Raw genomic sequence first — 26,521 nt, 5'->3', positions numbered from 1 at the left:
CCGTGTTTTCAATCTGTCAAGTCTACTGGACATATTGAGTGTCAGGGGATTGCGACACCTGCGGTCCCTCCTATAATCTAGGTCTGACACTTACCCCCCGGAGTGCTCCCGTTGCGACTCGCCTTCCCGTTTTCGGCGATTGTCGGCCAGGAGGAGATGAAGCGCGCCATCCTCCTCACCGCCGTTGACCCCACCATTGGTGGGGTGCTGATCCTCGGTCATCGCGGCACCGCGAAGTCCACCGTGGTGCGTGCACTGCCCGCCCTGCTCCCGCCGATGTCCGTCGTGCGCGGCTGCCGCTACGGCTGCGATCCCGACAATGACACCCGCCGCTGCGACGACTGCCGCGCGCGCATCGCCGCCGGCGAGAAGCTGCGCCACGACAAGCACCCTGTGCCAGTGGTCGATCTCCCGCTCGGCGCCACCGAAGACCGCGTCGTCGGCGCGCTCGACCTCGAACGCGCGCTCACGCGCGGCGAAAAAGCCTACGAACCCGGCCTGCTCGCGCGCGCCAATCGCGGCTACCTCTACGTCGACGAGATCAACCTCCTCGAGGATCACCTCGTCGATCTCCTGCTCGACGTCGCCGCCACCGGCGAGAACGTCGTCGAACGCGAAGGCATCTCCGTGCGCCATCCCGCGCGCTTCGTCCTCGTCGGTTCGGGCAATCCCGAGGAAGGCGACCTGCGGCCGCAGCTGCTCGATCGCTTCGGCCTCTCCGTCGAAGTCACCACCACCACCGACCTCGATGCGCGCGTCGAGGTGATCAAGCGCCGCGATGCCTTCGACCGCGACCCCGAAGGCTTCACCGCCAAGTGGGCATCCGAAGACCTCGACGCGCGCAAGCACGTCGAACGCGCCCGCAAGAGGATCGACGCGCTCAAGGTGCCCGACGCCGTGCTGCGCGACGCCGCCCGCCTCTGCGCCGCCGTCGGCACCGACGGCGTGCGCGGCGAACTCGCGCTGCTGCGCGGCGCCCGCGCCCTTGCCGCCTACGACGGCGCGCGCGCCGTTACCACCGCGCACCTCCGTACCATCGCGCCCTCGGCGCTGCGTCACCGCCTGCGCCGCAACGTACTCGATGACGTCGGCTCGGCCGTGCGCATCGAGCGCGCCGTCGTGGACGTGCTGGGCGCGGCGTGAACGAAGCCGCGGCTGCGCTCGATCCCGCGACGCGCGCCGAACTCGCGGCGGCCGTGCTCGCGCTCGACGGCGTCGCCCTCGGCGGCGCCGTACTCCGCGCGCCGCGCAGTGACATTGCCGAGGCGTTCGTCGCGCGTCTGCGGTGCTTGATGCCTGAAGCCGCGCCACATCGTCGCTTGCCGCTCGCCATCCCCGACGATCGGCTCCTCGGCGGACTCGACCTCGCGATGACGCTTGCCCACGGACGGCCCGTCGCCGACCGCGGACTGCTCGCGGCGCTCGACGGGGGCCTGCTCGTCATCCCCGGCGCCGAACGCATCGGAGCCTCGCTCGCCGCGCGTCTCACCCAGGTGCTCGACCTCGGTCACGTCGCACAGCGCGTACGCATCGAGGATGCGCCGGAGCATCATGCCGCGCGGGTCACGATCGTCGCCATCGATGAAGCCGAGGCCGACGAAGATCCCGTGCACGGCGCAATCGCCGACCGCTGCGCGTTTCATCTGATGCTCGACGCGCAGCCGCTGCCCGCACTGTATTCGCGGGATGACATCTCGACCGCCGCCGCGTTGCTGCCCAACGTGATCGCCGACGAGGCGCAGCTGCGCACCCTCGTGCACACCGCCGAGCTGTATGGCATCGACTCCCTGCGCGCGGTGCGCGCGGCCCTGCGCGCGGCGCGTTGCTTCGCGGCGCTCGATGGCCGCCGCGCGACCACCGACGGCGATCTCGCAACGGCCGCGGCGCTCGTGCTCGGGCCCCGCGCGACGCGCCTGCCGGCGCCGCCACCGGAGGCCAGCTCCGAGCCGGAGCCCCCGCCGCCGCCGCCCGACGACGCGCAGAACCAAGACGACAGCGCCGAGCGCGACGAGCAGGATGTGCGTGAGCTTGAGGAGCGCATCATCGAGGCGATGGTCGCCGCGTTACCTGTCGGCCTCACCATGGATGCGCCGACGCGCACACCCAAAGCCGGCCGCGCGGCCGGACGTGCCGGTGCGGATCGCAGTGGCGGCCTGCGCGGCCGCCAGGTCGGCACGCGCCGCGGCGATCCGCGCGGCGGCGGACGGCTCGACTTGGTGGAGACGCTGCGCGCCGCCGCGCCCTGGCAACCGCTGCGCCGCCGCACGCGCGACGCCCAGCATGCCGCCGAAGCGTCCACACCGCAGCCGCGTGTGCTCGTCCGCCCCGACGACTTCCGCATCCGCCGGCTCTTCGAACCCGCCGGCACCACGGCCATCTTCGTCGTCGACGCGTCGGGTTCGTCGGCCGCGAATCGCATGGCCGAAGCCAAGGGCGCCGTGGAGTTGCTGCTCGCCGAGAGCTACGCGCGCCGCGATGAAGTCGCGTTGATTGCGTTCCGCGGCGCGCAGGCCGAGATCCTCCTGCCGCCCACGCGTGCCATCGCCGCCGCCAAGCGCGCGCTGGCCGCGCTGCCCGGGGGTGGCGGCACGCCGCTGGCCTCGGCCATCGACCGCGCCGTGGAGCTCACGCTGCGCGCGCGCCGCGAGGGCAACGACACCGTCGTGGTCTTCCTCACCGACGCCCGCGCCAACATCGCACGCGACGGCAGCGGCGGCCGCGAGCAGGCGATGGCCGACGCGCTGCAGTCGGCGCGCGTTCTGCGCGGCCTCGAGGGCCAGGTGCTGGTGATCGACACGTCGCCGCGCCCCAGTCCGCAGGCGCAGGACGTCGCCGCCGCGATGGGCGCGCGCTATGTCGCCCTGCCGCGCACGGATGCGCGCAGCATCCACGCCGCGGTCACGGCGGCGCGCGCATGAATGCGCACAGGGGCGCGTTGCGCGGCATGATCGGCCGCGGCATCGCGCTGGTCGTGCTGTTCTGGTGGGTCGCGACCGGCCTGATCATCGCCATGCAGCGCGCCGGATGGACGCGCGTCAGCGCACTGGTCGTTGCGACGATGCTCGCCGTGTATGGATTCTGGGAGCTGCGCTCGTCCGCCAACGACGACACCGCCGTCGGCGCGCGGCGCAGCTTCATGGGCGGCGCGCTGCTCTGGGGCTGGGTCTCCGTCACGTTCTACGGCGGCTATCTCACCGGCTTCCACGTGGACGCGCTCGGCATCGCTGCGCCCTCGTGGGCGCTGGTGCTGCCCGCCATACAAGCCACGCTGCTCAGCGATGTCGCCGCCCTGCTGCTCATGGGCGCCGTCGCGCTGCTGCTCCACGGTGACCGCAACAAGACCGGTCTCTGGGGCCTCGTCATCTTCTGGGCCGTGCAGCAGGTCGCGAAGGTCAATGTGTTCCTCGGCGTCGAGAACCCCGCCGGCAACTTCCTGCCGCCGCACCTCGCCTACCTGCGCCAGTTCTTCGGGCCGCTCGAGAACTCCTGGTTCCTCGGCGCCAGCATCGTCGCCCTCAGCCTGGCGACCTTCGCGACGGCATGGCTCTGCCGCCGCGCCCCCAGCGAAGGTAAGCGGCAGTCAGGAATCCTCTACGCGACGATCCTCGGACTCGCCGTCTTCGAGATCATCGTCCTCGGCATGACCCTCGAGAGCACGCCCTGGGACAGTTTCCTCCGCGCGAGAGGCCACTGATGCACGCAGCAAAGTCGAAGTGGCGCCAACCGCTCTCGTTCGAGGTGCAGTGCTGGATCGCATGGAGCGGACTATTCGCCTTCGGACTCAGCGGAATGCTCGTCTACCGCGAAGTGGGAGCATACCCGCCGCTTGAGCTGGGAGCGGTGGTGCTGGCGATCTGTTGGGCGATTGATCTGGTGAGGACGGGACGCGCTGTACGGAAGAAGGACTGAACAGCAGTTACGAGTTGGGAGTTGAGAGTTGAAAGTGCACAACTCCCAACTCCCAACTTTCAACTCGTAACTGCAGTTACCATCTCCCCCTCTTACCTGCCGATCCTCTCCCGCCGCATCCGTACCTCTTCGTCAATCCGCGAACACATCACATCGCAGAGCATGAACACATCGTCGCTCGCGATCCGATAGTACACGAATGTCCCTTCCTTGCGCCGCGTGACGTAGCCGCAGTCCAGCAACTGATGCAGGTGCTTGGACACATTCGCCTGCCCCAGCCCCGTCGCTGCGACCAGCTCGCCCACCGACATCTCCTTCTTGCGCAGCGCCTGCAGCAGCGAAAGCCGCACCGGCTCGCCCAGCGCCTTGAAGCGCTCCGCCACCTCGGCCAGCATCGCCGGCGTCATCGTACGATGTGCCACGTCACACTCCTGCCGTCGCGGCTTCGCGCACCACGTCCTTGCCCGCGTTGGCCCAGGCGACGAAGCCACCGACCAGATCCGTCGCATCCGTGACGCCGAGCTTCTGCAGCACCGACGTCGCGATCGCCGAGCGCGCGCCGCTCTGGCATTGCACCACGATCGGCTTGTCGCGCGGGATCTCGGCCAGACGCTCCGGCAGGTAGCCCACAGGGATGTGCAGCGAGCCCGGCAGGTGCCCCGCCTCGTACTCGCTGCGATTGCGCACGTCGACCACCGTCACGTCACCCGCCGCGAGCTTCGGCGCGAGGTGCGCGACGTCGATCTTCTTGACCACGCCGAGCACCTGGCCCGCGTTCTGCCACGCCCCGACGATCGTCGGCTGGTACCAGGCCGTCACATGGTCGAGCCCGATCATCGCCAGCTCGCGCACGGCCTTCTGCACCTCGAGCTCCTCGCCGATGAGATGGATCGGCTGGTCATACTTCACCAGCCACCCCGCCCACGTGGAGAAGCTCTTGTTCAGCGGGATGTTGAGCGTGAAGGGCACGTGGCCCTTGGCGAACTCCGTCGCCGGGCGCAGGTCGATCACGGCCGCGTTGTTGGTCAGCGCCAAGCCCAGCGACTCCCGCGTGCCTCGCGGCGGCTGCTTGAAGCCGCCGAGGATCGCCGGACCGTCGCGGTTGATGCGTTTCATCTCGGCGAAGTACAGCGGCGGCTCCGGCTGGCCGGCCAGCACCATGTCGACGAACTGCTGCTCGTCCGTCGTGCCCACGCCCCAGTTGAAGCGCTTCTCGTAGCCCACCGTGCTCATCGGCACGGCGCCGAGGGCCTTGCCGCATGCCGAGCCGGCGCCGTGGCCCGGCCACACCTGGATGTAGTCCGGCAGCTTGCGGAAGCGCTCCAGCGAGTGGAACAGCGTGCGCGCGCCGTCTTCCATGGTGTTCGCCACCTTGGCGGCCTTCTCGAGCAGGTCCGGGCGACCTACGTCGCCCACGAACACGAAGTCGCCCGTCACGATGCCCATCGGCTCGCTGGCGCCGGCCGTGTCCGTGACGAGGAACGAGATGTGCTCCGGCGTGTGGCCCGGCGTGTGCATGACTTCGATCTTGATGTTGCCGACCTTGATCACGTCGCCGTCGCGAACAAGTGTCGCGCCGTCCTGCTTGGCGAAGCCGTACTGCCAGTCCGTACCGCCCTCGGCGGACAGGAACAGCTGCGCGCCCGTGCGCTTGGCCAGCTCGCGCGAGCCCGACACGTAGTCAGCATGGATGTGCGTCTCGCTCACGTGCGTGATGCGGAGCTTCTCGGCTGCGGCGGCATCGAGGTACTGCTGCAGGTCGCGGTTGGCGTCGATCACCATCGCGTCGCCGGTCGCCTGGCAACCGATCATGTACGAGGCTTGGGCGAGTCCGTCGTCGTAGAAGCGCTTGAAGAACATGGGAGTCTCCGGATCAAGTCTGCTGCCAAAGGATGAGCGCGCCGAGGAAGATCAGCAGCACGCCGAAGGATTTCTTGAGGGCGAGTTGCGGGATGCGCGGCACCAACGCCGAGCCGATGATGATGCCGACGCCGGCGATGGCGCTGAACTGCAGCACCAGCGTCCACGGCAAATCGACCTGGCCGAGGTAGCCGAGGTAGCCCGCGGCGGTGTTCATGGCGATCACCGTGAGCGAGGTACCGACCGCTTGCCGCATCGGCACCTGCGCGAGCAGCACTAGCGCCGGCACCAGCAGGAATCCGCCGCCGATGCCGAGCAGGCCGGTAAGCACGCCGACGCCGAGGCCCACGGCCAGCACGCCGACGCTGAGGTTGCGGGTGTCGCTCTCCGCTGCGGCCTTGGGCCCGGCGCCGCGCAGCATGGAGAACGCCGAGCCGAGCATGAGCAATGCGAGCAGCGTGAGCTGCAGGCGCCCGCTGACGAACTGCGCCAACCGCGCGCCGCCGTAGGCGCCGCCCATCGCCGTGAGGCCGAAGGCACCGGCCGTGCGGAAGTCCACGTTGCCCTGGCGCCAGTGCTGCACGACGCCGATCAGCGACACGCCGCCGACGATCGGCAGGGCCATGACGACGGCCAGCTTGGCGTCGAGCCCGAGCGCATAGACCAGCACCGGCACCGTCACGATGGCTCCGCCGCCGCCCAGCAACCCGAGCGTCAGGCCGACCAGCACCGCCCCCACCGCCGCGATAAGCGTCATATATAACCAAATAGTAATATAACATAACTGCCGCCGCAAGCCTGCGAGCACCGTGGTGGCGATTACGGTCCCGGTGCGAACTGCGGAGCGGTGGCCGAGAGCTGGGGACTGAGCGCCGGGGACTGGGGGCCGGGGATTGTGGGCCGGTCACTGGGAGCTGCACTGGGAGCTGCACCAGTACCTACTCCGCGCACTACGGCATTTCGGACAACTGGTGAACCCCTTAGCACCACGCCGCGCCACGCCGCGCCACCCCGCGCCACGCGACGAGCGCAGCGAGCTCCGCGCCGCACGACAAGGAGACCACCTAAGGGGACCACCTATTGTCCGATATCCGTGAGCATCGAATACCAACACCATTCAGAACCCCCGTCTCGCGATCGGGGCTGCCAGGCCGAACATGGCCCCGCGACAAGGCGCGGCCGCGCATCTTTCTCATACCCATGATTCCCACCAGCGCCGGCCTCGCCGTCCTCACCGCCCACCTGCTCGTCCTCGGCCTGCTCATCACCACGCCGGTGATGCTCGCGCTCTGGGCCCTGCATCTGCGCACGCGCAACGCCAGCTGGGTGGACGTCGGCTGGGCCGGCAACGTGGGCCTCCTCGCCGTCGCCTACGCCATCGTCGCGCCGGGACACCTGCCGCGCCGCATCCTCATCGCGGCCGTGGTCGGGGTGTGGAGTGCGCGGCTCACGCTGCACCTCATCACCCGCACCATCGGCGCCACCGAAGACCCGCGCTACGGCGACATGCGCGCCCGCTGGGGCGGCAACCTCGGCCTCAAGTTCTTCACGCTCTTCGTCGGCCAAGGCCTGCTCGACGTGCTGCTCGCGCTGCCCTTTCTCTTCGCGGCCATCGATCCCTCGCCGGCGATCCACCCGCTCACCTGGCTCGGCGCCGCCGTCGCCGCACTCGGCATGCTCGGCGAAGCCACCGCCGACGCGCAGCTGCGCGCCTTCAAGGCCGATCCCGCGAATCGCGGCCAGGTCTGCCGTGTTGGGCTCTGGGGCTGGTCGCGCCATCCCAACTACTTCTTCGACTGGCTCGTGTGGGTCGGCTTCGCGCTGCTCGGCCTCGCCTCGCCCTGGGGCTGGACCGGGCTGCTCGGGCCCGCGCTCATGCTCTACTTCCTCACGCGCGTCACCGGCATCGCTGCGACGGAGGCCCACGCGCTGCGGTCGCGCGGCGAGGCATATCGCCAATACCAACGCGAAGTCAGTGCCTTCGTACCTTGGCCGCCGCAGCGGGGTAAATTGCCATGATGTCTCGCCTCATGCTCGCGGCCGCACTCATGCTTGCGGCCTGCTCGGGGAAGCTCGAGCGCGGGATCGTCATCGAAGATGCCGATCCCGCACCTGCGTTGGCGTTCACCGCCGCCGACGGCCAGCGCTTCGATCTCGCCGCCGAACGCGGCAAGGTCGTGATGCTGTACTTCGGCTACACGCATTGCCCGGACGTCTGCCCCACCACGCTCTCCGACTGGGCCCGCGCCAAGCGCGCCCTCGGCGCCGACACCACGAACATCCGCTTCGTGTTCGTGAGCATGGATCCCGATCGCGACACGCCAGAACTCGCGCTTACCTATGCGCGGCAGTTCGATGGCGCCTTCGTCGGGCTAACCGGCACGCCGCTCGAACTGGAAGATCTCAAGAAGCGCTGGAGCATCGCGGCGTACCCCGAAGGCGATCCGCGCGACGGCTTCTACACCGTCGCGCATCCCGCCCATACCTTCGTCGTGGACCGGCAGGGCCGGCTCCGCGTGCTCTTCCAACCGGGAGTCAGTGGTGAAGAACTCGCGCAAGACCTTCGTAAGCTGTTCTAGCCTGCTCGCGGCGGTCGTGCTCGGCGCAGCCTGCGCACCCAAGGACGCGGCGCCCGTCGTGAACGCCCTCGAGGCGCGCGAAGCTTGGGCCCGGCCCGCCGACAGCGGCGCCATGTCCGCCGTCTACTTCACGCTCGGCAATGGCGGCGTCGAGTCCGACACCCTCGTCGGCGTCTCGAGCGAGATCGCGGCGCGCACGGAGATGCATGTCTCCATGCAACAGGGCCGCACCATGCACATGTCGCCTGTGACCTCGCTGCCCGTGCCCGCTGGCGATTCCGTCGCCTTCCGCCCCTTGGGTGCCCATGTCATGCTCACGGACCTGCGTCGCCCGCTCGTGCCTGGCGATACGCTCAGCGTCACGCTGCGCTTCCAATCGGGCCGCACGGTCGAGGTGAGAGCCGGTGTCCGCCAGCCGTAGCCTGACGCTGGGGTCAATCGTCCTTGTAGTGGCTGCGCTCACCTGGTGGACGTGGCCGCGCCCCGCGGTGACGATCCGCATCGCGCCGGGGGGCATCGCGACCGTCGCCGGTGCGGTCCTGCCCGAAACGCTGTACGTCAAGGCGCGCGGGCGCAGCACCGTCATCCGGGTGGTGAACGGCGACTCCACGCGGCACCAACTGGCGCTCTTCGGCGCCGATGCGGGCGAGACGCGCGACTTCACGATTCCCTACCCGGGCACCTACGGCGGCGTTTGCTCCACCCATCCCAGCGGCAACCTCGTCTACGTCGTGCAATGAATCGCGTCTTCCTCCTGCTCTCGCTGTTGCTCGCCGCGCCCGTCGCGGCGCAGGAGCGCTGTGAGCAAGAGGATGCGAGCTGCGTCCCGCCGCCCGTCGCCCGCGAGTTCCGCGGGCTATGGATCGCTTCCGTCGGCAACATCGACTGGCCCTCACGCCCCGGCCTGCCGCCCGACTCCGCACGCCGCGAGCTGACCCGCCTGCTCGACCGCGCGCAGGCCAGCGGCCTCAACGCCGTCATCTTCCAGGTGCGCCCGCAGGGCGACGCACTCTACGCCAGCGAGATCGAACCCTGGTCGGAGTTCCTCACCGGCCAGGAAGGCGTCGCGCCGCGCCCCTGGTGGGATCCGCTGCGCTTCGCCGTCGACGAAGCCCACAAGCGCGGCCTCGAGCTGCATGCGTGGTTCAATCCGTATCGCGCGCGGCACACCAGCGCCAAGGGTCCGCACTCACGCGGCCACATGCGGCTCGCGCGGCCCTCGCTCGTGCGGCAGTACGGGCGGCAGGAGTGGATGGATCCCGGCGAGCCCGCCGTGCGCGCCCACACCGTGCGCGTCATCCTCGACGTCGTGAAGCGCTACGACATCGACGGCGTCCACATCGACGACTACTTCTATCCGTACAAGGAGCGCGATCGCGCCGGCCGCACGATCCCGTTCCCCGACGACCGCAGCTTCCAGCGCTACCAACGCAGCGGCGGCACGCTCAACCACGACGACTGGCGCCGTGAGAACGTGAACGGCCTCGTCGAGGAGCTGTACACGCGCATCCACGCCGAGAAGCCTTGGGTGAAGTTCGGCGTCTCGCCGTTCGGCATCTGGCGCCCGGGCTTCCCCGAGCAGGTCGTGGGCTTCGATGCCTACAGCGAGCTCTACGCCGACGCACGCAAGTGGCTGCAGGAAGGCTGGCTCGACTACTTCTCGCCGCAGCTCTACTGGCCCGTGCAGCAGCGCGGCCAGGAGTATCCCGTGCTGCTGCGCTGGTGGAGCGAGCAGAACGCCTTCGGCCGTCACCTCTGGCCGGGCAACTTCACGAGCAAGGTCGGCGAGCCCTCGCGCACGGCGTGGCGCACCAACGAGATCGAGCACCAGATCCGCGTGACGCGCGCCGAGGCCGGCGCCAGCGGCAACGTGCACTTCAGCGCGAAGGTGTTCCTCGAGGACCGCGACTCGCTCGCCACGCGCCTCTCGCGCCATGTGTACGACACGCGCGCCCTCGTGCCCGCCTCGCCGTGGATGCGCGTCGTACGCCAGGGCGAACCGCAGGTCGAGCTGCGCTCCGGCGCGAACGGCACGCTCGTCGCGCGCCTCACGCCGCAGCCCGATACGCCGCGCTGGTGGTTGATCCAAACCCGCCGCGGCGACGGCACCTGGGAATCCACCGTGCTCCGCGGTGCCGCACGCGAGATCACCGTCAACGCCACCACCGACCGCCTAGCAGTACGGGCCCTCGACCATGCTGCTGTCGAGGGCCCGCCTGTGGTCCTGCGCCTGCGGTAACGCTTAGCGCTGCGTCCGCAGCCAGCGCGTGTAGGCCTTCTCCATCTCCTCGACCTCGAAGGGGAAGCCGCTCGAGCCACCGCCAGCCATCCGCTCCACGCGCAGCGTCTGCGTGTAGGTCTGGCCCTCGATCGTCATCGCCACACGGTAGTCACCCGGCTCCGCCGTCGGCGCACCGCCGCCACCGAAGCCGCCACCGCCGCCGCCCATGATGCCGGCCGCGCGGATGATCGCGAACAGGTCTTCCTGCGTGATGCCGCCCATGCCCTGCGCGCCGGCACCCGGCGCACCGGCACCCGGCGCACCGCCCGGACGTCCGCCCGCCCCACCCTGCGGACGCGCCGCCGGCGGCGACTGCTCGGCCGGACGATCCTGCCACACACCAGGCTGCGCGCCGCCACCACCGCCGCCACCGCCGAAGCCGAACTGACGCGCGATCGCCTGCATGCCCGTCGCGCCCTGCGACAGCGCACGACGCAACTGTGCGATCGCCGGCGCCGGGATCTTGCCCTCCGCCTCGACCGAGTCGAGCACGAAGGCCACACGGCGCGCCTGCAGGACGGAGTCGCGCAGCGCCGCACCGCGCAGCGCCGGACGCGGCGCCGGGCGGCCGTTGAAGCCCCACGTCACCTTGTGCACGCCGGCCTGACCCTGACCCGTGAGCGTCTGCAGCGTGTCGCCGTTCACGTCGAGGATCGCGATGCGCACCGGTCCCACGTTCTTGCCCACGCGGTACCAGATGTCCGCGCCGTACTGCGGGCTCGGCGCCTGGAACAGCATGTTGCCCGTCGAGTGGCCTTCCATGCGGCGCTCGCCGTACTGGAACGCCGGACGCGGCGCGTACAGATGCGCCGTCTGCGACAGCGCCCCGCCCATCTGCTGCAGCGGCGCGATGTCCACGATCCAGATCGAACGGCCATGCGTGCCGGCGATCAGCTCGGCGTCGCGCGGATGGATCCTGAGGTCGTGCACCGGCACGTTCGGCAGGCCGGTCATGAACTTCTGCCACGTCGCGCCGCGGTCGCCCGACACATACGCGCCGACGTCAGTGCCCACGAAGAGCAGGTGCTGGTTCTTCACGTCTTCGCGGATCACGTGCACGAAGTCCGGTCCGCCCTTCGGCAGGTTGTTCGCGATGCTCCGGAACGTGCGGCCGTTGTCGTCCGAGACGAACACGTACGGCGTGAAGTCGCCGCGGCGATGGTTGTCGTACGTCACGTACACGCGGCCCGCGTCGAACTGCGACGGCTCGATGCGCGACACATACGTGCCCGCCGGGACGCCCGGCACGCGCGACGTGAGCTCCGTCCACGTCCCGCCGTCGTTCTCCGTCATCCACAGGCGGCCGTCGTCGGTGCCGGCGTACAGCTTGCCCGCCACCAGCGGCGACTCATTGAGCGAGACGATCGTGCCGAAGGTCTCGGCGCCCGTCGCGTCGATCGTGATACCGCCCGTCGTGCGCGTCGACACGCGAATCTTCATCGTGTCGGCGTACGAGAGGTCCGCCGAGATCGGGAACATGTTGTCGCCGCGCTGCAGCGACTTGTACACGCGGCTCGCGCCCATGTACACGATGCTCGGGTTGTGCGGCGAGAGGAAGAACGGCGTGTTCCAGTTCCAGCGCGGGCTGTCGGCGATCGAGTCCGTGCGCTGCTGCGCGCGCAGGCCGGCGATCGTGCGCTGCAGCGCCGCCGAGGCCGGACGCGTCGTGTCGCCGCGCACGACCATGATCGAGTCCTCCCACTTCATGTAACGCTCGCGGTAGTTCGGCTTCTGCAGGCGCGTGCTCGTGCCCGTCGAGACGATGAACCGCGCCATGTTGCCGCCCTGCGAGGTCCCGTAGATGATGTCCGGGTTCGTCGGGTCCTGGTTGGTGACGAAGCCGTCACCGCCGTTGAACGTGTACCACATCGCGTTCGTGATCGGCCCCTGGCGGCGGCGCGACGGGCCGCACCACGAGCCGTTGTCCTGCAGGCCGCCGCAGACGTTGTACGGCACGGCCATGTCGAACGAGATGTTGTAGAACTGCCCGATCGCGAAGGTGTTCGGGAAGATGTAGTTGCCGCCGTTGTCGAAGGTGATGCCGATGCCGCCGTCGTTGCCGACGATGTGGCGGTCCGGATCCTTCGGGTCGATCCACTGCGCGTGGTGGTCCACGTGCAGCCCGATCGTCGCGTTGCGGGCGTTCTTGCCGCCCTCATCCGACACCTTCACCGGCGTGGAGCTGAACCACACGCGGTTCGGGTTGGTCGGGTGCACGCGCACCTGGCTGTAATAGAAGGGGCGCACGTTGTCGTCCGCCGTCTTCTCCCAGGTCCGGCCGCCGTCCGCCGAGCGATACAGGCCGCTCGGGCTCTTCTGCGCCGCAGCGCCAGCCGTCGGACGCGGATTCGGATTCGTGTCCGCTTCCACCATCACGTACATCACGTTGCCATCGCTCGGGGCGATCGCGATCTCCATGCGGCCCTTCATCGTCGCCGGGAATCCGCCGCCGCGCACTTCCGTCCAGGTCTCGCCGCCGTCCTCGGACTTCCAGAGGGCCGAGCCGCGACCGCCCGACTGCAGGAAGTACGGGCCGCGCAGGCGATGATAGCTCGTCGCGAACAGCACGTTCGGGTTCGTCGGGTGGATGTCGATATCCACGAAGCCAGTCGTGTCGTTGATGAACTTCTTCAGTTGCCAGGTCGTGCCGCCGTCGGTGGTCTTGTAGAGGCCACGTTCGCGGTTCGGACGCCACGCCGCGCCGAGGGCGGCCACCCAGGCCACGCTCGGATTCGTCGGGTGCACGATGATGCGGCCCACGTGCTCCGTCTCCTTAAGGCCCATGTACGTCCACGTCATGCCGCCGTCGGTGGACTTGAACACGCCGCCGCCCGGAGAGATCGAGTTGCGCGAGTTCGGCTCGCCGGTGCCGAGATAGATGATGTTCGTGTCACTCGGGGCGATCGCGAGATCACCGAGCGAAGCGATTCCATAGTTGTCGAACACCGGGCGGAAGGTCACGCCGTTGTTCGTCGTCTTCCAGACGCCGCCCGCCGCCGCGGCGACGAAGAACGTCTTGCTCGGGCTGGGAATGCCCTCGACGTCGGCGATGCGGCCGGACATGTTCGCCGGGCCGATCTGCCGCCAGCGAAGGCCGTCGATCACCGATTGGTCGACCGACTGCGCGGAGAGCGAGGTCGCCGCAAGCGCCGCGACGCCGCTCAGCGTCGAAAGGAACCGTGTCACACGCATATGGGTATGGAGGTTGTGGGGTCCGCCCCTGATGGGGCACATAGTCTACGGCCCCCTCCGCGCAGGCGTTGGATTGCCGCGCCCCAGTCGCGAGATTTCAGGCAGCGACACACACTCGAGACCGCGAGGCTTCGCATGGCCCGTTCCACCCGTTCGCACGCCACCCGACGCGCCCCCATGGGCGTGGCCGCCAACGCCGCCCCCCGCGCCGAGCGCGGCCGTACGGATTCCCCTGAAACCCCGCTGGCCGTCCGCACCAAGGACGTCGAGGTGGACGAGGCGCTCCGCGAGTACGTCGCCAAGCGCGCCGGCTTCAAGCTCGGCAAGTTCGCCGAGGCCATCGAGCGCATCACCGTACGCTTCGAGGACCTCAACGGCCCCAAGAAGGGCTCCCCCGCCGATCGCTGCGCCATCAAGGTCGTGATCTCGCGCCACGAGAGCGTCCTGGTCGAAGTCGTCGACGCCGACCCGCGCGCGGCGTTCGACAAGTGCATAGACTCCGTGGAGCGCGCGGTGCGCCGCGCACTGGAGAAGACCAAGTCCAAGGCGCGGAGGCGCTGAACCGTATGCTCAAGCGTTCGTGGGTCGCAGTGTTCGCCATCATCCTGGCCGCATGCGGCCCCGAACGCCTCGAGAAGACCGAGGCCGACTTGGTCGAGGCCGTCGCCGAGGCCTCCGCCCGCGGCGACACCGCCACGCTCTGGCTCTACGTCGAAGTGCCGTTCGCGTACGACCGCGTGTACATCGCCGGCCCGCGCACACCGGCTGCGGTGATCGAAGCCGCGATGAAGAGCGACGCCTGGATCCCCGAGATGACCCGCGGCATCGAGAACGCCGACCACTTCCACCTGCTGCTCTTCGAGACCCGCGGCAAGCTCGTGCCGGCGACGCTGCTCAGGTCAGTGGCGGACTTTGACCCGGCGTTGGTGGGACGGGTCTACGGGCCGGAGGACGCCCGCTTCCGCCTCCGCATGGCATCGGGGCCTGGCGCGGGGGCGCCAATCCTGACGGCACTCCAACCGACTGCGGATCCGGCAGCTTCCGCTCCCGAGTGAACTTCCGCCGCGCGGCGTCCATCGCGTTGATCCGCTCCACCCAACGCTGCGTCTCCACGTCGTAGCGCGCGAGGTTGTTGCCCAGCCAGTACGGCCGGTTCTCGTAGCGCCAGCTGCGCTCGAACAGCTCGCGCGTCAGCACCCAGCCGTCGCGCATGTCCTGCAGCTTGCCGTTGATCCCCGTGAACTCGGCCAGCTCCTTCCACGTCACCGTGTCGAGCGTGGCGAGCGCGTACACGCCCTGCGCGACTTCATCGGCGATCTGGAACTTCATGCCCAGCCAGTCGATGCGCCGCGCGCCGAGTTCCATGGCGTCGACGGCGCTGGGCTCACGCAGGTGCCGTTGCGTGCGGGCCTGCGCGATCTGCACCAGCGCGCTCTCCGCGTGGATGCGCACCTGCGCGATGTGCGGACGCAGGCGGAGCGTCTCGATCACACCTTCGTCACTCCACGGATCGAGGAAGAACAGGTACGAACCCGCATCGCCGGCGCCTGAGCGCTGCAGCGCTGCGTGCGCGGCCATCAGATGCCGCTGCGCCGCGTCGATCGCACCGAGCGTATCGCCGTGGAAGTTGAGACCGTAGGACGCCTGGAACGCCGGGATGCTCGACTCCCCGCTCTGCCACGACGCCGCCGCGCCGAACACCAGCCCGTACCACACCTGCTCGAAGATCGCGTCGCCCCAGTCGTCCCAGGTGGTGTTGATGACACCCGTCGCACCGGCACGCTGCCCGTCGCGAATGAAGCCCTGGATGTTCGGCAGCGCCGTGTTGCTGTTGGGGTAGACGCCGTTCCAGTTGCTCACGCCCGGCGCCACCCAGGTTTCCATGCCCGCGTCGCGGAAGGGCTTGAGATAGCGGTCGAAGTTGTTGCGTGACCAGTAGTCCCAGCCCACCGCGATGAGATCCTTCGGCAGCCGGTTCACCAGCTCCGGCGAGTTCATCGCGATGTCGCCCCAGAACAGGTAGCGCTTGTCCGGCTTGCGCACCGTGTTCACGATGTCGCGCAGATAGTTGATGTACACGCGCCCCAGTCCGGAGTCCGCGACCATCGGCTTCGTGCGGCCGGCGCCCAGCTCGAAGGTCTCGTCGGCGCCCAAGTGCACGAACGGCGACGGGAACATCGAATCGATCTCGGCGAAGATCCCGCGCGTGAACTGCAGTGTGCCCGGCTGGCCCGGTGCGAGCACGTGCCCATGCGGCGTCTCGGCTAGGTCCGCGTAGAGCTCCAGCTTGAGCGCGTGATGCAGGTGCCCGAAGGTCTGCTGCTGCGGGATCACCGTCACGTGATAGCGCTTCGCGTAAGCCACCAGCTCGGCTACGTCCTCGCGGCTCATCGACCCGCCCGGCGGCGCAATCACCGGCTGCGAGGCGAACTGCAGCGTGTGCTCGAAGTACAGCGTGAACGCGTTCACCTTGTAGCTCGCGAGCAGCCGCACCTGACGCTTCTGGTACTCGATTGTGGGCATCGGCCCGCGCGAGATATCGTCCTGCGCGCCGCGCCAGCGCATAGCTGGCCAATCCCGGATGGTTACGCGGTGCAGGCGCGCGCTCGTGCCCGCGCCCACGAAGAGCTGCTTGAGCGTCTGCAATCCATAGAAGGCGCCCGCCGCCGTTTCGGCGATGAGCGTCGCGCCCGTGGTGTCGGTGACGAGGATGTAGCCTTCCTCGCGCATCGGGGCCTCGAAGCGGAGCGAGAGCTGGGCGAGCACGCGGCGCGCCTGCTCGGAGCCATTGCGCAGCATCGTCACGTGCCAGCCGCGGGAGGTCGCGTGCAGGGCGGCCTGGAAGCCGCGTTCGCGCATGGCGGCGGCGAAGTCCTCGGCGGCTTCGATGTCCGCGCGCTCGGAGCCCGGTGCGATCGAGATCGGCGCGCGGAACAGCGCACTGCCGTCGAAGCGGACAATCTCGCGCGGCATCGGCAGCAACCGCGGCGGGCTGGCGGGCTCCACGGAGGCCTGCGCGGTGAGGGCGGCGGGCAGGAGGAGCGCGGCGAGGAGGGCGATTGGGCGCATCGGCAGAATGTAATGATTGCGGCTGGTGCCGCCGCTGGGTGTAGTGTGGCGCATGATTGATCGCGCCGAGGGTGAGGGCGACGGGTTTGCCAAGGTAGCTACTAGTAGCTACCTTGAAAGCATGAAGACTGTCGGCATCAAGGAGCTGAAGAACAAGCTGAGCGAGTACATCCGCCTCGCGAAGGCAGGCGAGGTTATCGCCATCACGGATCGAGGACAGGTGGTCGCTGAACTCCGCGCACCGAAGCATGTCGATCATCCCCTGATGGACGATCCCTGGTTCGCCGAGCAGGTGCGGTTGGGGCATATCACGCCCTCGAAGGTTCCACCAGGGACGCCGCTCGAATTGAAGCGCGACTATCCACTCGTGCCCCTTGAAGAAATTCTTCGTGACCTCGACGAGAGCCGCGAGGATCGCTTCTAGATGTACGTGGACTCTTCCGTGGTGCTCGCCACGGTGTTCGCGGAAGCCCGAAGACCGGATGACCGATTCTGGCTCGGCCCACGATTCGCAAGTCGGCTCGCTGACCTCGAGGTCCGCGTACGAGTCGCTGGGCGAGCGCCTCGCGGGTCTGTCGAGGACGTCGACGCGGTACTGGCGCACATGCAGTTTATCGAGATGAGTGCCGCGTCTCTCAGCCTGCTCTACACACGGCCGCCTGCCGGCGTCCGCACCCTCGACGCGATTCACCTGGCGACACTCGAGCATCTGCACCGAACCGGTCACGGGATGCCCCTCGCCACCTACGACCGCCGCCTCGCCACCGCCGCCCACGGCATGGGCTTCCAGGTCATCGTCCCATGAGCGAAACGCGCGCGATGGACCCCCGCACCTTCTGGCGCCGCGTGATCTTCGATCACGACACCCGCGCCGGCCGCGCCTTCGACGTCGCACTCATCGTCGCCATCCTCGGCAGCGTCATCACGATGCTGCTCGACAGCATGCCCGGGCTGCCGCCGCTCGCCCACCGCGTGCTCTATGTGTTCGAGTGGCTGTTCACGCTGCTCTTCACCGCCGAGTACGTGACGCGCCTCTGGTGCGCCGCCGACCGCCTGCGCTACGCGAAGAGCTTCTACGGCGTGATCGACCTCCTCGCCGTGCTGCCCACCTGGATCGCGCTCGTGTTGCCCGAGAGCCGCTTCCTCGGCGTGATCCGCATCATCCGCGTGCTGCGCATCTTCCGCATCCTCAAGCTCACGCAGTATGTGGCCGAAGCCAGCATGCTCACGCAGGCGCTGGTGGCGGCGCGCTACAAGATCGTCGTCTTCATGTTCACGATCGTCACCGCGGTGAGCGTGGTCGGTTCGCTGATGTACCTCATTGAAGGCCCCGAGCACGGCTTCACGAGCATCCCCACCGCGATGTACTGGGCGATCGTCACGATGACCACCGTCGGCTACGGCGACATTTCGCCGGGCACGCCGTTCGGCCGCCTGCTCGCGAGCGCGCTCATGATCCTCGGCTACGGCATCATCGCCGTGCCCACGGGCATCGTCACCATGGAGCTGCAGCGCGCGGGGCGTGTGCCGCGGGCGGTCACCTGCCCGCGCTGCGGACGCGACGGGCACGACCTCGATGCCGTGTTCTGCAAGGCCTGCGGCACCGCGCTGCCGGTGAAGGGTGTGCTCTAGCTGTTGTTAGTGAGGACGTTGTTCACAGGGCCGCAGCGAGATGCAGCATGGGGGGGAGGTAGTTGAGGGCTGAGTGTCCGCGCGCCTCATTGTACGTCCGCAGGTAGCGCGCGAGCCACTCCGTGCGCACCCGCGAGGAGGGGTAGGGGCGCGCGTACGCCCATTCCCGCAGGAGCGTCTGGATCAGCCGCTCGACCTTGCCGTTCGTGCGCGGCGTGTAGGGCATGGTGCGCTTGTGCGTGATGCCGTCGCAGCGGAGGAGCGTGCGCACCGCGTGGCTGCGATAGCAGCTCCCGTTGTCGGTGAGCACGGCGCGCACCCGCACGCCGAGCGCCGCGTACCACGCGATCGCCCGTGCGAGGAAGGCCGCCGTGGTCGCCGCGCGCTCATCGGGCAGGACCTCGGCGTAGGCCACGCGCGAGTAGGCGTCCACCGCGACGTGCACCGCCTCCCAGCCGATCCCGCGCACGCGGGTCCGGCGGTCGCCGTGGATGCGGTGCCCCACGCGGCCGATGCGCCCGAGCTTCTTCGTGTCGACGTGCAGCAGCTCGCCCGGTGCCCGCATCTCGTAGCGGCGCACCGCGCGCGGCGGCTCGAGCCGAGGGAGCCGCTGCAGGCCGTGGCGGCGCAGGAAGTGGATCACCGTTGAGAGCGGGATGCCCGTCTCCTGGGCGATGCGCGTCGAGCTCCAGCGCCGCCGGGTGCGGCCCCGAAGGATCGCGCGGCGCTGCGGCCGCGGGAGCTGGGTGAGGCGATGCGGGCGCGACGAGCGGTCCGCGAGCGCCGCCGCGCCGCCGGTGCGGAAGCGGGCGACCCACTTCCAGACGGTGCGGACGGAACAGGCCGCGCCCCGGGCGACGGCGGCGGGATCCTGCCCGCCCAGAACGGCGGTCGCGACGGCGAGTCGCCCCGCGACGGTCAGACGTGCATTCTTGTGGATGTTCACAGGAGCCTCTGGCGGGGTGCCGGTTGAGCGTCTCAGCAACCCCAGCTTGCATCCGCTACGCTCCTGTGAACAACCTCCTCACCAACAACATCTAGCGCCCGGTGGCGGCGCTGCCCGTGATGCGCTGCCAGTGCTCCCAGATGAGCACCATCGCCAGCGTGTCGAGCTTGCAGTACTCGAGCAGCAGGTTCGACCACTGCGATTTGATGGTCGGGTCCTCGCGCTCCAGGCCGTAAGCCATGCGGAAGTACGCACGCACCGCGCCCGTGCCTTCCTTCACCTCGGCTTCCGATCCATCGATGATCTCCGGCGGCAGCGTCGCGTAGGGCCCGAGCTCCGGATCGCCCTCGCGCCCCGCCAGCGCGGCGAAGCGCGAGCGCGCCTCGGACGAATGCTTCCAGAGGGCATCGAGTACGTACTTGATCGAGTTGCTGCCCTGCATGCCCGGATGGTAGTAGCGCTTGCGGCAGAGCTTGAGCATGTCGAGCTGCCGCCCCACGCCGTCGCCCAGCGGCAGCGCCGCCTCACGCAGCCAGTTCGCGAGCTCTGCATCGCCAGAACCCAGCGATGACATCTCCTCGGCCACCGCCGAGAGAATGCTCTTCTCGAAGGCCGACCACACCAGCAGCGTGCCGTCGTGGCCCACCGCGTCGCGCAGCTCGCGCGCGAAGAGTTCGTTGGGCCAGATCGGATCGGTATTCAGGAAATGGCGGTGCTCCAGCTCCGCGCCCGGCGCACGCTGCGTGTGGCAGCTCCACTGGAAGGCGAGCAAGCCGTACGGCGTCATGCCCTTGTGATGCGGGATTGCGATGCGCGCGGCCTCGAAGTCGATGAAGTGCAGCGGGTACCGCGCCTGCGCGATCTCGTGGCCGAGTGCGGGGTCGAACCACTCTTTGCCGAGCCGCGTCTGCTCGATCTGCACGCGCTGGCGCTCGCCGTACACGCCTTTAAGCGCCGCCACGTGTGCGTCCGGGATGTCCGTCACACGGTCGATGCCCTGCGCGATCATCTCGTCGATGAGATCGCCGCCGCGGAAGAGCTGCAGCACGTGCGGATGCGCCGTGCCGCGCTCGCCCCAGCATTCGTGAAAGCCACTCGGTCCCTCGGCGGGATCCGTGCGGAACTCGCAGTTTCGGCAGGCGCGCGTGAGCACCGGCTCGATGCGCGTGAGCTCCGGTGCGAGGCTCGCGGCCAGGTCCTGCGCGGCCTCGCGCACCCCCGGCTCGAGCTCCTCGACTTCTGAAGTGCAGTCCACCGCAATGACGAGGCGCGATTCGCGGGCCAGCGCCGCGTCACCGATGAACTCCGCCGTGGCGAGCCGACCGTCATCGGCCTTCACAATGCGGAACCACTGCGGCATGCCGTCGTGCGGCACGGGCGCGCGCTTGTCCATGAGCATCAGGTGCGCGCGGATCGGCACGTCTGGGTAGAGGTCGCGCAGCAGCGCCACCTGGTAGGTGACGTCTTCGAGGTACTCGCGCCAATCGCTGTGGATGCCGAAGGGCGTACGCTGCGACTTGAACAGCGAGCCGGTCTTCTCCAGCGCCTTGGCCTGCTTCTCAAAGTCGATGGACGAGGACTTCACCTCGTAGAGATCGAAGCCGCGCGGCGTGCGCTTGAGGATGTCTACGCGGGCCTGACGCACGCCGTCGAACAGCGTGGCTTCGAAGAGCACGACCTCTTCACGCGCGCCGCGCTCCAGCTGCGCGGCCGTCTCCTGCGCGGCTGCTTCGAGCGGCTTCTTGCCGTACTCCAGCGTGAGGCCGGTCGGGAACATCTGCTTGGCCAGCAGCTCCACCATGTAGCCGCCCTCGGCCAGCAGCTGGAGGTACTCGTTCTGCTGCATGGTGTCCGGGTACTTCAGTTCGCGGTAGTAGAGCTTGGTGCCGCAGCCGCGGGCGGTCTTGAAGTCGGACTTGGAGAGGGTGTGGCGGGGCATGCCACAAGTTGGCACGGGGGACTGACGGGCGCGATAGGATTCAGGTGGGGAAAGCACAGGAGCCCGGCTCGCGAGGCGGGCCGGGCTCCTGTGTCGCTCAGATTCGGGCGCTATGGTTGGTGCGAGACGCGTCTTGGCGTCAGTATCGGAGTGTTGTTCGGTTCAAAGACACCGGTGCCGGCCTGCCCATACTCGCTGTCACCCCAGCAATACAACAGATCGCGGGTCGCCAGGGTGTTCTGCGTCATGCTGGCATTGGATGCCACGCCACATGAATGGAATTCGCCGGTCGCAATCGAACGGAACTTTAGACCTCCCCTCACAGCTGTCGGGCTGCTGCGGTTTGTAGTCGTGCTGTCGCCCAGCTGCCCAGCATCGTTCCGCCCCCAACAGTATGCCGTCGAGTCCGTTGTCGTAAAGCCACAAGTGTGGTCGCGGCCAGCTGCGAGGCGGCGGAAGGTCAACCCGCCGGCCACGAGTGCCGTATCACGGCTCAACGCCGTGGTTCCATTACCCAGTTGGCCGTAACCGTTCGCTCCCCAACAAATCGCCTGGCCCGCAGAGTTCAGGGCACAGCTGTGTGAGTCGCCCGTGACGAGGCTCGTCGTATCCCACGTGACGCCACCGCCGACGCTGACAGGGGTTGGCACGAGCAGGCGCGGCGTGGTTGTGCCATCGCCCACCTGGCCGACCTGATTGTCACCCCAGCACATCAGGCGTCCGGAACCACGCACCATACCGCAGGTGTGCAGGCCGCCCGCCGACACGGCAGAGTAGCTGCTGTCCACTGGTGTGTACGGCGTTGCGTTCGCGGCGACCGTGTTGATGCCAAGCTGTCCGCGAAGATTGTCGCCGACGCACGCTACGGTTCCGCTGGCCGTCAGGAGGCAGCTATGTCCGCTACCTACCGTGACATCCTCAATGATTGAAGCATTGGCGAGATTGATGACCGTCGGGGTCGAGACGCCGAAGCTGCCCTGCCCGAGCCCCCAGCACATGGCCTGACGGGCGATCGTGACGCCGCAGCCGTGGTTCTCGCCGCCATCAATCTTTCGGAACACCGGAATCTGCGACCCCGATGTTACCGGCAGCTTTGGCGCGTTGGTGGCATCCTCCGTCGCCGACGACCCGAGCTGCTTGTTCTGGTTGAAGCCCCAGCAATACGCCTCGCCGCGCTCGGCTAGGCCGCAGGTGAAGTAGTTGCCCGCCCACACGCTCGTGAACGCCGCCTGCGTCGTCAACGTGAACGTTCGGGACTCGGTTCGACCCGACACCGTCGCCGTCACGCTTGCCGCACCAAGCGTCGTTCCCGTCGTGACCGTCACGCTGGCGTCGCCACTGGCGTTCGTCGTCGAGCTCGACGACGAGAACGTCACGCCGTTCGTGCCGGTCCAGTCAATCGTCGCACCCTGCACCGCGTTGCCAAAGCGGTCCAGCACACGCACCACCAGCGGCGCACCGAGCGCCTTCGTCAGCGTCGTGTCCTGGGCATCACCCGACTGCACGCTGATCGCCCGGCTCGAATCCACCCGCGCCGTCGCCGACACGTTCACCGTCGGGCTCGCGCCCACCGATGCCGCCAAGGTCTGCGCCCCAGGCGTCGTGCCCAGCGTCCAGCGCACCGACGCGATGCCGCTCGCATTCGTCGTCGCCGTCGCCGCGCTCACCGAGCCAGCGCTCGGCGCAAAGCTCACCGACACACCCGGCACCACAGCGCCGCCGCGATCCGTCACACGCACGCGCACCGTCGAATCCAGCGCGGTGCCCACGAAGCCGCTCAGCGAGCCCTGCGTATCCAACGCAATCGCGTCGGCCGCCAGCGCGGTCGCGCTCACCGCCAGCAGCTGCGTCACAGGGGTCGTCACGTTCAACGTCATCGGTCCGCGCGCGGCACCGAGCGTCCACGTCACCTGCGCACGGCCAAAGCTGTCCGTACGCACCGTATCCGCGGAGACCGTGCCGCTGCCCGTGGTCGGGGCGAACGTCACGAGCACATTCGATTGCGGTTCGTTGGCCGCATTGGTCACGCGCACACGCACGGCCGGGCTCAGCGCCGTGCCCACGAGGGCCGAGAGGCCGCCGCCCGCTTCGAGCGCGATGGCATCACCCGTCGCCGTAGCGTTGACGATCTGCGAAGTCGCGCCCGTCGCGCTTACCGTCACGCGCATCGCGCCCGGCGTGCCGCCGAGCGTCCAGGTCGTCGAGGCGCGGCCCAGTGCGTCAGTCGTCACCGAGGTGGCGGCCAGCGTGCCGCTTCCCGCATCCGGCGTGAACGTCACGGTCGCGCCCGCAACCGCATTGCCATCGAGGTCAGTCAGCGTCGCGACGATCGGATTCGTCAGCGCCGTCCCGAAGCGCGCCGACTGGCCATCCCCCGTCACGGCAATCGAGGCCGCGGTACGCGCGGTCGCCGTCACCGTCGTCGGCAGCGTCGTGCCCGATGACACGTTCAGGACCTGCGTGCCGGCCGCGGCACCCAGCGTCCACACCGTCTGCGCGCGTCCATTCGCATCCGTCGTCGCCGTCGTCGGCGCCACCGTGCCGTTGCCGGCCTCGGGCGCGAACGTCAGCGTCACGCCAGACACCGGAGTGCCGTCGGCGCGACGTACCTGCATCACGACCGGCGCGGGCAGTGCCGCGTTTGCAGCCGCCGCCTGACCGCTGCCGCTGGCCACCGTGAGGTTGTCACCCGACGCCGTCGCGCGAATCTCCACCGACTGCGCCGCCGTCGCCGCCGACGCGACCACGCGCATCGGACCCGGCGCAGCACCCAGCGTCCACAGCGTGCGCGCCACACCCGTGGCGTCCGTCGTCACCGACGCCGGCGCCACCGTGCCGCTGCCCGCATCCGGCGTGAACGTCACCACCACACCTGCCACCGTATTGCCCGCGAGGTCACGCGCCGTCACTGCCAGCGGCGTGCCCAGCGCGGCACCGAAGCGACCCGTCTGGCCGTTGCCAGCCGTCACCGTCAGCAGGTCTGCCGTCGTCGTCGCCTGGAACACCAGCGTATCTGAACCGGAGATCGCACGCAGTCGCATCACGCCGACGCTCGCGCCCAGTGTCCAGCGCGCGTTCGCCTGACCCAGCGTGTCCGTCGTCGCAATCGCCGGATCCACCGTGCCGCTGCCGGAATCCGGCACGAAGCGCACCTGCGCGCCCGGCACACGACGACCCGTCGAGTCCGTCACCAACACCACCAAGCTGCTCGGCACCGGCGTGCTCACGCGCGTGATCTGCTGGTTGCCGCTCACCACGAGGATCTCACTCGGCAGCAGGCCCGCCGCGTTCACCGTGATCGGCGACGCGAAGTTGGAACGCGCGGTCAGTGTCTGCGCGCCGGGCGTCGCGCCCAGCGTCCAATTGGTCTGCACGATGCCCTGCGCGTTCGACTGCGCGCTCACGGGGCTCACCGTCCCGCTCCCCGTCCCGGGCTCGAAGTTCACGATCACGTTCGCGACGGGCGTGCCGTTCTGGTCCGTCACCCGCACCTGCACCGGCCGCGGCAGCGTCGTGCCAGCGCGCGCGCCTTGATCGCCGCCGGACGCGAGGTTGAGCACGTCCTGGTTGGCGATGGCGCTGAACTCGACCGGCGAGCTCGTCGCGACGGTCGCCACCACACGCATGGCACCGGCGGCGTTGCCGAGCGTCCAGGTCGCGCGTGCGAGGCCTTGTGCGTCCGTCGCGATCAACGCGGGGGCGACCGTGCCGCTGCCCGAGTCGGGCGTGAAGGACACCGAGATGCCCTGCACCGTGCGGCCCTGGAAGTCCGTCACGCGCACGACGAGCGGCTGCGACAGCGTGCCCGTCACGCGCGTCTGCTGCGCGTCACCGCTCACCACTTCGACGCGATCCGGCACGGCCGTCGCGGTCACCGTCACCGGCGTGAGATCCGCGAACGACGCCGTGAGCCGCATGGGGCCGAGCGCGGGGCCGAGGCGCCAGCGCACGCTGGCAACGCCTGTGCTGTCCGTCGTCGCGACGAGCGGAGTCGGCGCGCCGCTGCCGGAGTCGGGACTGAAGAGCACGGTGGCGCCCTTCACGCCCGCGCCGCTGCGATTCGTCACGCGCACGACGATGGGATCGTCGAGATCGCTGCTCACGCGGCCTGCTTGGTTGTCGCCGGCGATCACCGTCAAGCCGACCGCAGAGTCTTCAGGTCCCGTGACTTCCTTGCACGAGATGCCGATGAGGAGGGCAAGCGCGCCGAGGAAGAAGGGGCGCGCGCCGAGGCGCTGCGAGAGCGAGCGGTGGGAGGCTTGCATCGGAGTGAGCGAAGGGGAAGCGGACGCACGACGCGCGGTCACGCGTGGTGCGCCAATTATCGTCCTACGCTCAGACGATGCAACACAAAACATCGCAATAACGGCCTAGGGCATTGACCTAGGCTGCGTGCGTCAACTCCATCGCGATGTTCAGGCCGGCCGGGACGGGTCCGTCCACCTCAGGCGAGGAAAGCGCGCGAAGTCCACGTCTGACGAGCAGAGCTCGGCGCCATTCTCGATCGTGAGGGCAGCCAGGTGCGCGTCCGAAACGAGCGGGCCGAACGCCGGGAGCTGCTCAACAAGCTCACGAAGAATCTCCCAGTGCCTTTCGCCGGGTTGCACGACTCTCACGTGCGGAAGCGCGAGCCATCCATCCACGATGCTGGCGGCGGCTTCGGGCGTCAGATGCGGTTCGAAGCGATGATCCGTCGTGATGCGCAGGAAGCCGAGCAGGGAATGCCAAGGCATCGCCACCACTTCATCGGCATTGAGCAGGCGCTCCAGGAATGCCGAGGCCCGCGCGTGATTCGGGCTGGTGGTGTTGACCGCGTCGATCAACACGTTGACATCGAGGATCTTCACTGCGGCTCGTCCGCGGTGGTGCGGCGCGCGTAGCGTTTCAGTTCATCCTGCGCGAGGAACTCCTTCATGCGCCGCGCGTCCATGGACTTCGGAATGCCGAGCGCGACTTTCGGAAGCGTGTACGGCTGCCGGCCAGCGATCGGGGATTCGGAGAGTCCGCGCGTGACGACGCGGTTCAGGGCATCCTTGAATGAGATGCCCTCGTCGTCCGCGAGCTGGCGGATGCGGTTCAGGAGGTCCGGATTGAGGTCCACGGTGGTACGCACA

Annotated in this window: 22 protein-coding genes; 12 read left to right on the top strand and 10 right to left on the bottom strand. The window is 68.8% G+C overall.

Translation table 11 applies throughout. The features are described from left to right. Positions 1-111 precede the first annotated feature (111 nt). Genes bchI through Strain318_RS00875 form a run of 3 tightly spaced genes read left to right on the top strand, consistent with a single transcriptional unit; the run spans position 112 to position 3,694 of the window. Complete coding sequence (gene bchI / locus Strain318_RS00885) at positions 112-1,143, top strand: magnesium chelatase ATPase subunit I (RefSeq protein WP_367886653.1); 1,032 nt, start codon at positions 112-114, stop codon at positions 1,141-1,143. Further along, positions 1,140-2,918 (top strand): magnesium chelatase subunit D, encoded by a 1,779-nt coding sequence (locus Strain318_RS00880; protein WP_367886652.1) that lies wholly within the window; start codon positions 1,140-1,142, stop codon positions 2,916-2,918. Before bchI ends, Strain318_RS00880 begins: the two co-directional genes overlap by 4 nt. Continuing rightward, complete coding sequence (locus tag Strain318_RS00875) at positions 2,915-3,694, top strand: DUF3623 family protein (protein WP_367886651.1); 780 nt, start codon at positions 2,915-2,917, stop codon at positions 3,692-3,694. The genes Strain318_RS00880 and Strain318_RS00875 overlap by 4 nt, the downstream gene beginning before the upstream one ends. 307 nt (positions 3,695-4,001) lie before the next feature. Here Strain318_RS00875 and Strain318_RS00870 read toward each other — a convergent pair whose 3' ends face one another. Genes Strain318_RS00870 through Strain318_RS00860 form a run of 3 tightly spaced genes read right to left on the bottom strand, consistent with a single transcriptional unit; the run spans position 4,002 to position 6,526 of the window. Beyond that, the gene (locus Strain318_RS00870) at positions 4,002-4,331 is read right to left on the bottom strand and encodes an ArsR/SmtB family transcription factor (RefSeq protein ID WP_367886650.1); all 330 of its coding nucleotides are present in this window, start codon (positions 4,329-4,331) and stop codon (positions 4,002-4,004) included. 1 nt (position 4,332) lies between these two features. After that, entirely contained in the window at positions 4,333-5,769 is a 1,437-nt protein-coding gene (locus Strain318_RS00865) for an MBL fold metallo-hydrolase (protein WP_367886649.1), read from the bottom strand. 13 nt (positions 5,770-5,782) lie between these two features. Continuing rightward, positions 5,783-6,526 carry a sulfite exporter TauE/SafE family protein gene (locus tag Strain318_RS00860; RefSeq protein WP_367886648.1) on the bottom strand — a complete coding sequence of 248 codons (744 nt, stop codon included), beginning with the start codon at positions 6,524-6,526 and terminating at the stop codon, positions 5,783-5,785. A gap of 443 nt (positions 6,527-6,969) precedes the next feature. Between Strain318_RS00860 and Strain318_RS00855 the strand changes: the two genes are divergently transcribed. Genes Strain318_RS00855 through Strain318_RS00835 form a run of 5 tightly spaced genes read left to right on the top strand, consistent with a single transcriptional unit; the run spans position 6,970 to position 10,587 of the window. Beyond that, the gene (locus Strain318_RS00855) at positions 6,970-7,788 is read left to right on the top strand and encodes a DUF1295 domain-containing protein (protein WP_367886647.1); all 819 of its coding nucleotides are present in this window, start codon (positions 6,970-6,972) and stop codon (positions 7,786-7,788) included. Next, positions 7,785-8,348 (top strand): SCO family protein, encoded by a 564-nt coding sequence (locus Strain318_RS00850; protein WP_367886646.1) that lies wholly within the window; start codon positions 7,785-7,787, stop codon positions 8,346-8,348. Before Strain318_RS00855 ends, Strain318_RS00850 begins: the two co-directional genes overlap by 4 nt. Further along, complete coding sequence (locus Strain318_RS00845) at positions 8,311-8,769, top strand: copper chaperone PCu(A)C (protein WP_367886645.1); 459 nt, start codon at positions 8,311-8,313, stop codon at positions 8,767-8,769. The genes Strain318_RS00850 and Strain318_RS00845 overlap by 38 nt, the downstream gene beginning before the upstream one ends. Before the next feature lie 28 nt (positions 8,770-8,797). Then, the gene (locus tag Strain318_RS00840) at positions 8,798-9,088 is read left to right on the top strand and encodes a cupredoxin domain-containing protein (RefSeq protein WP_367886644.1); all 291 of its coding nucleotides are present in this window, start codon (positions 8,798-8,800) and stop codon (positions 9,086-9,088) included. Then, complete coding sequence (locus tag Strain318_RS00835) at positions 9,085-10,587, top strand: glycoside hydrolase family 10 protein (protein WP_367886643.1); 1,503 nt, start codon at positions 9,085-9,087, stop codon at positions 10,585-10,587. The genes Strain318_RS00840 and Strain318_RS00835 overlap by 4 nt, the downstream gene beginning before the upstream one ends. Positions 10,588-10,590: 3 nt before the next feature. Here Strain318_RS00835 and Strain318_RS00830 read toward each other — a convergent pair whose 3' ends face one another. Beyond that, positions 10,591-13,815 carry a WD40/YVTN/BNR-like repeat-containing protein gene (locus Strain318_RS00830; RefSeq protein ID WP_367886642.1) on the bottom strand — a complete coding sequence of 1,075 codons (3,225 nt, stop codon included), beginning with the start codon at positions 13,813-13,815 and terminating at the stop codon, positions 10,591-10,593. 141 nt (positions 13,816-13,956) lie between these two features. On the opposite strand from Strain318_RS00830, the gene Strain318_RS00825 reads away from it, so the two are divergent. Next, positions 13,957-14,382, top strand: a complete 426-nt coding sequence (locus Strain318_RS00825; RefSeq protein ID WP_367886641.1) for an HPF/RaiA family ribosome-associated protein — start codon at positions 13,957-13,959, stop codon at positions 14,380-14,382. 333 nt (positions 14,383-14,715) lie between these two features. Here the strand turns inward: Strain318_RS00825 and Strain318_RS00820 are convergent, their stop codons facing one another. Then, complete coding sequence (locus tag Strain318_RS00820) at positions 14,716-16,890, bottom strand: family 20 glycosylhydrolase (protein ID WP_367886640.1); 2,175 nt, start codon at positions 16,888-16,890, stop codon at positions 14,716-14,718. 121 nt (positions 16,891-17,011) lie between these two features. Between Strain318_RS00820 and Strain318_RS00815 the strand changes: the two genes are divergently transcribed. Genes Strain318_RS00815 through Strain318_RS00805 form a run of 3 tightly spaced genes read left to right on the top strand, consistent with a single transcriptional unit; the run spans position 17,012 to position 18,522 of the window. Beyond that, complete coding sequence (locus Strain318_RS00815; protein WP_367886639.1) at positions 17,012-17,314, top strand: type II toxin-antitoxin system Phd/YefM family antitoxin; 303 nt, start codon at positions 17,012-17,014, stop codon at positions 17,312-17,314. Beyond that, entirely contained in the window at positions 17,315-17,695 is a 381-nt protein-coding gene (locus Strain318_RS00810; protein WP_367886638.1) for a PIN domain-containing protein, read from the top strand. Further along, entirely contained in the window at positions 17,692-18,522 is an 831-nt protein-coding gene (locus tag Strain318_RS00805) for an ion transporter (protein ID WP_367886637.1), read from the top strand. The genes Strain318_RS00810 and Strain318_RS00805 overlap by 4 nt, the downstream gene beginning before the upstream one ends. Before the next feature lie 22 nt (positions 18,523-18,544). Here the strand turns inward: Strain318_RS00805 and Strain318_RS00800 are convergent, their stop codons facing one another. From Strain318_RS00800 to Strain318_RS00780, 5 genes are all read right to left on the bottom strand, one after another. Then, complete coding sequence (locus Strain318_RS00800) at positions 18,545-19,468, bottom strand: IS481 family transposase (protein WP_367886378.1); 924 nt, start codon at positions 19,466-19,468, stop codon at positions 18,545-18,547. 91 nt (positions 19,469-19,559) lie between these two features. After that, on the bottom strand, positions 19,560-21,407 hold the full coding sequence (locus Strain318_RS00795) for a DUF2779 domain-containing protein (RefSeq protein ID WP_367886636.1): 1,848 nt from the start codon (positions 21,405-21,407) through the stop codon (positions 19,560-19,562). 110 nt (positions 21,408-21,517) lie between these two features. Further along, complete coding sequence (locus Strain318_RS00790) at positions 21,518-25,672, bottom strand: Ig-like domain-containing protein (RefSeq protein ID WP_367886635.1); 4,155 nt, start codon at positions 25,670-25,672, stop codon at positions 21,518-21,520. Between the two features lie 150 nt (positions 25,673-25,822). Next, positions 25,823-26,254, bottom strand: a complete 432-nt coding sequence (locus Strain318_RS00785) for a TA system VapC family ribonuclease toxin (protein ID WP_367886634.1) — start codon at positions 26,252-26,254, stop codon at positions 25,823-25,825. Then, a complete protein-coding gene (locus tag Strain318_RS00780) occupies positions 26,251-26,520 on the bottom strand; it encodes a hypothetical protein (protein ID WP_367886633.1) in 270 nt (89 codons plus the stop codon). Before Strain318_RS00780 ends, Strain318_RS00785 begins: the two co-directional genes overlap by 4 nt. Position 26,521: the final 1 nt, after the last annotated feature.

Source organism: Pseudogemmatithrix spongiicola (assembly GCF_030623445.1).
Taxonomy (GTDB): Bacteria; Gemmatimonadota; Gemmatimonadetes; order Gemmatimonadales; family Gemmatimonadaceae; genus Pseudogemmatithrix; species Pseudogemmatithrix spongiicola.
Note: the sequence above shows the minus strand (reverse complement) of the source record. Positions and strands in the feature narration are given on the sequence as shown.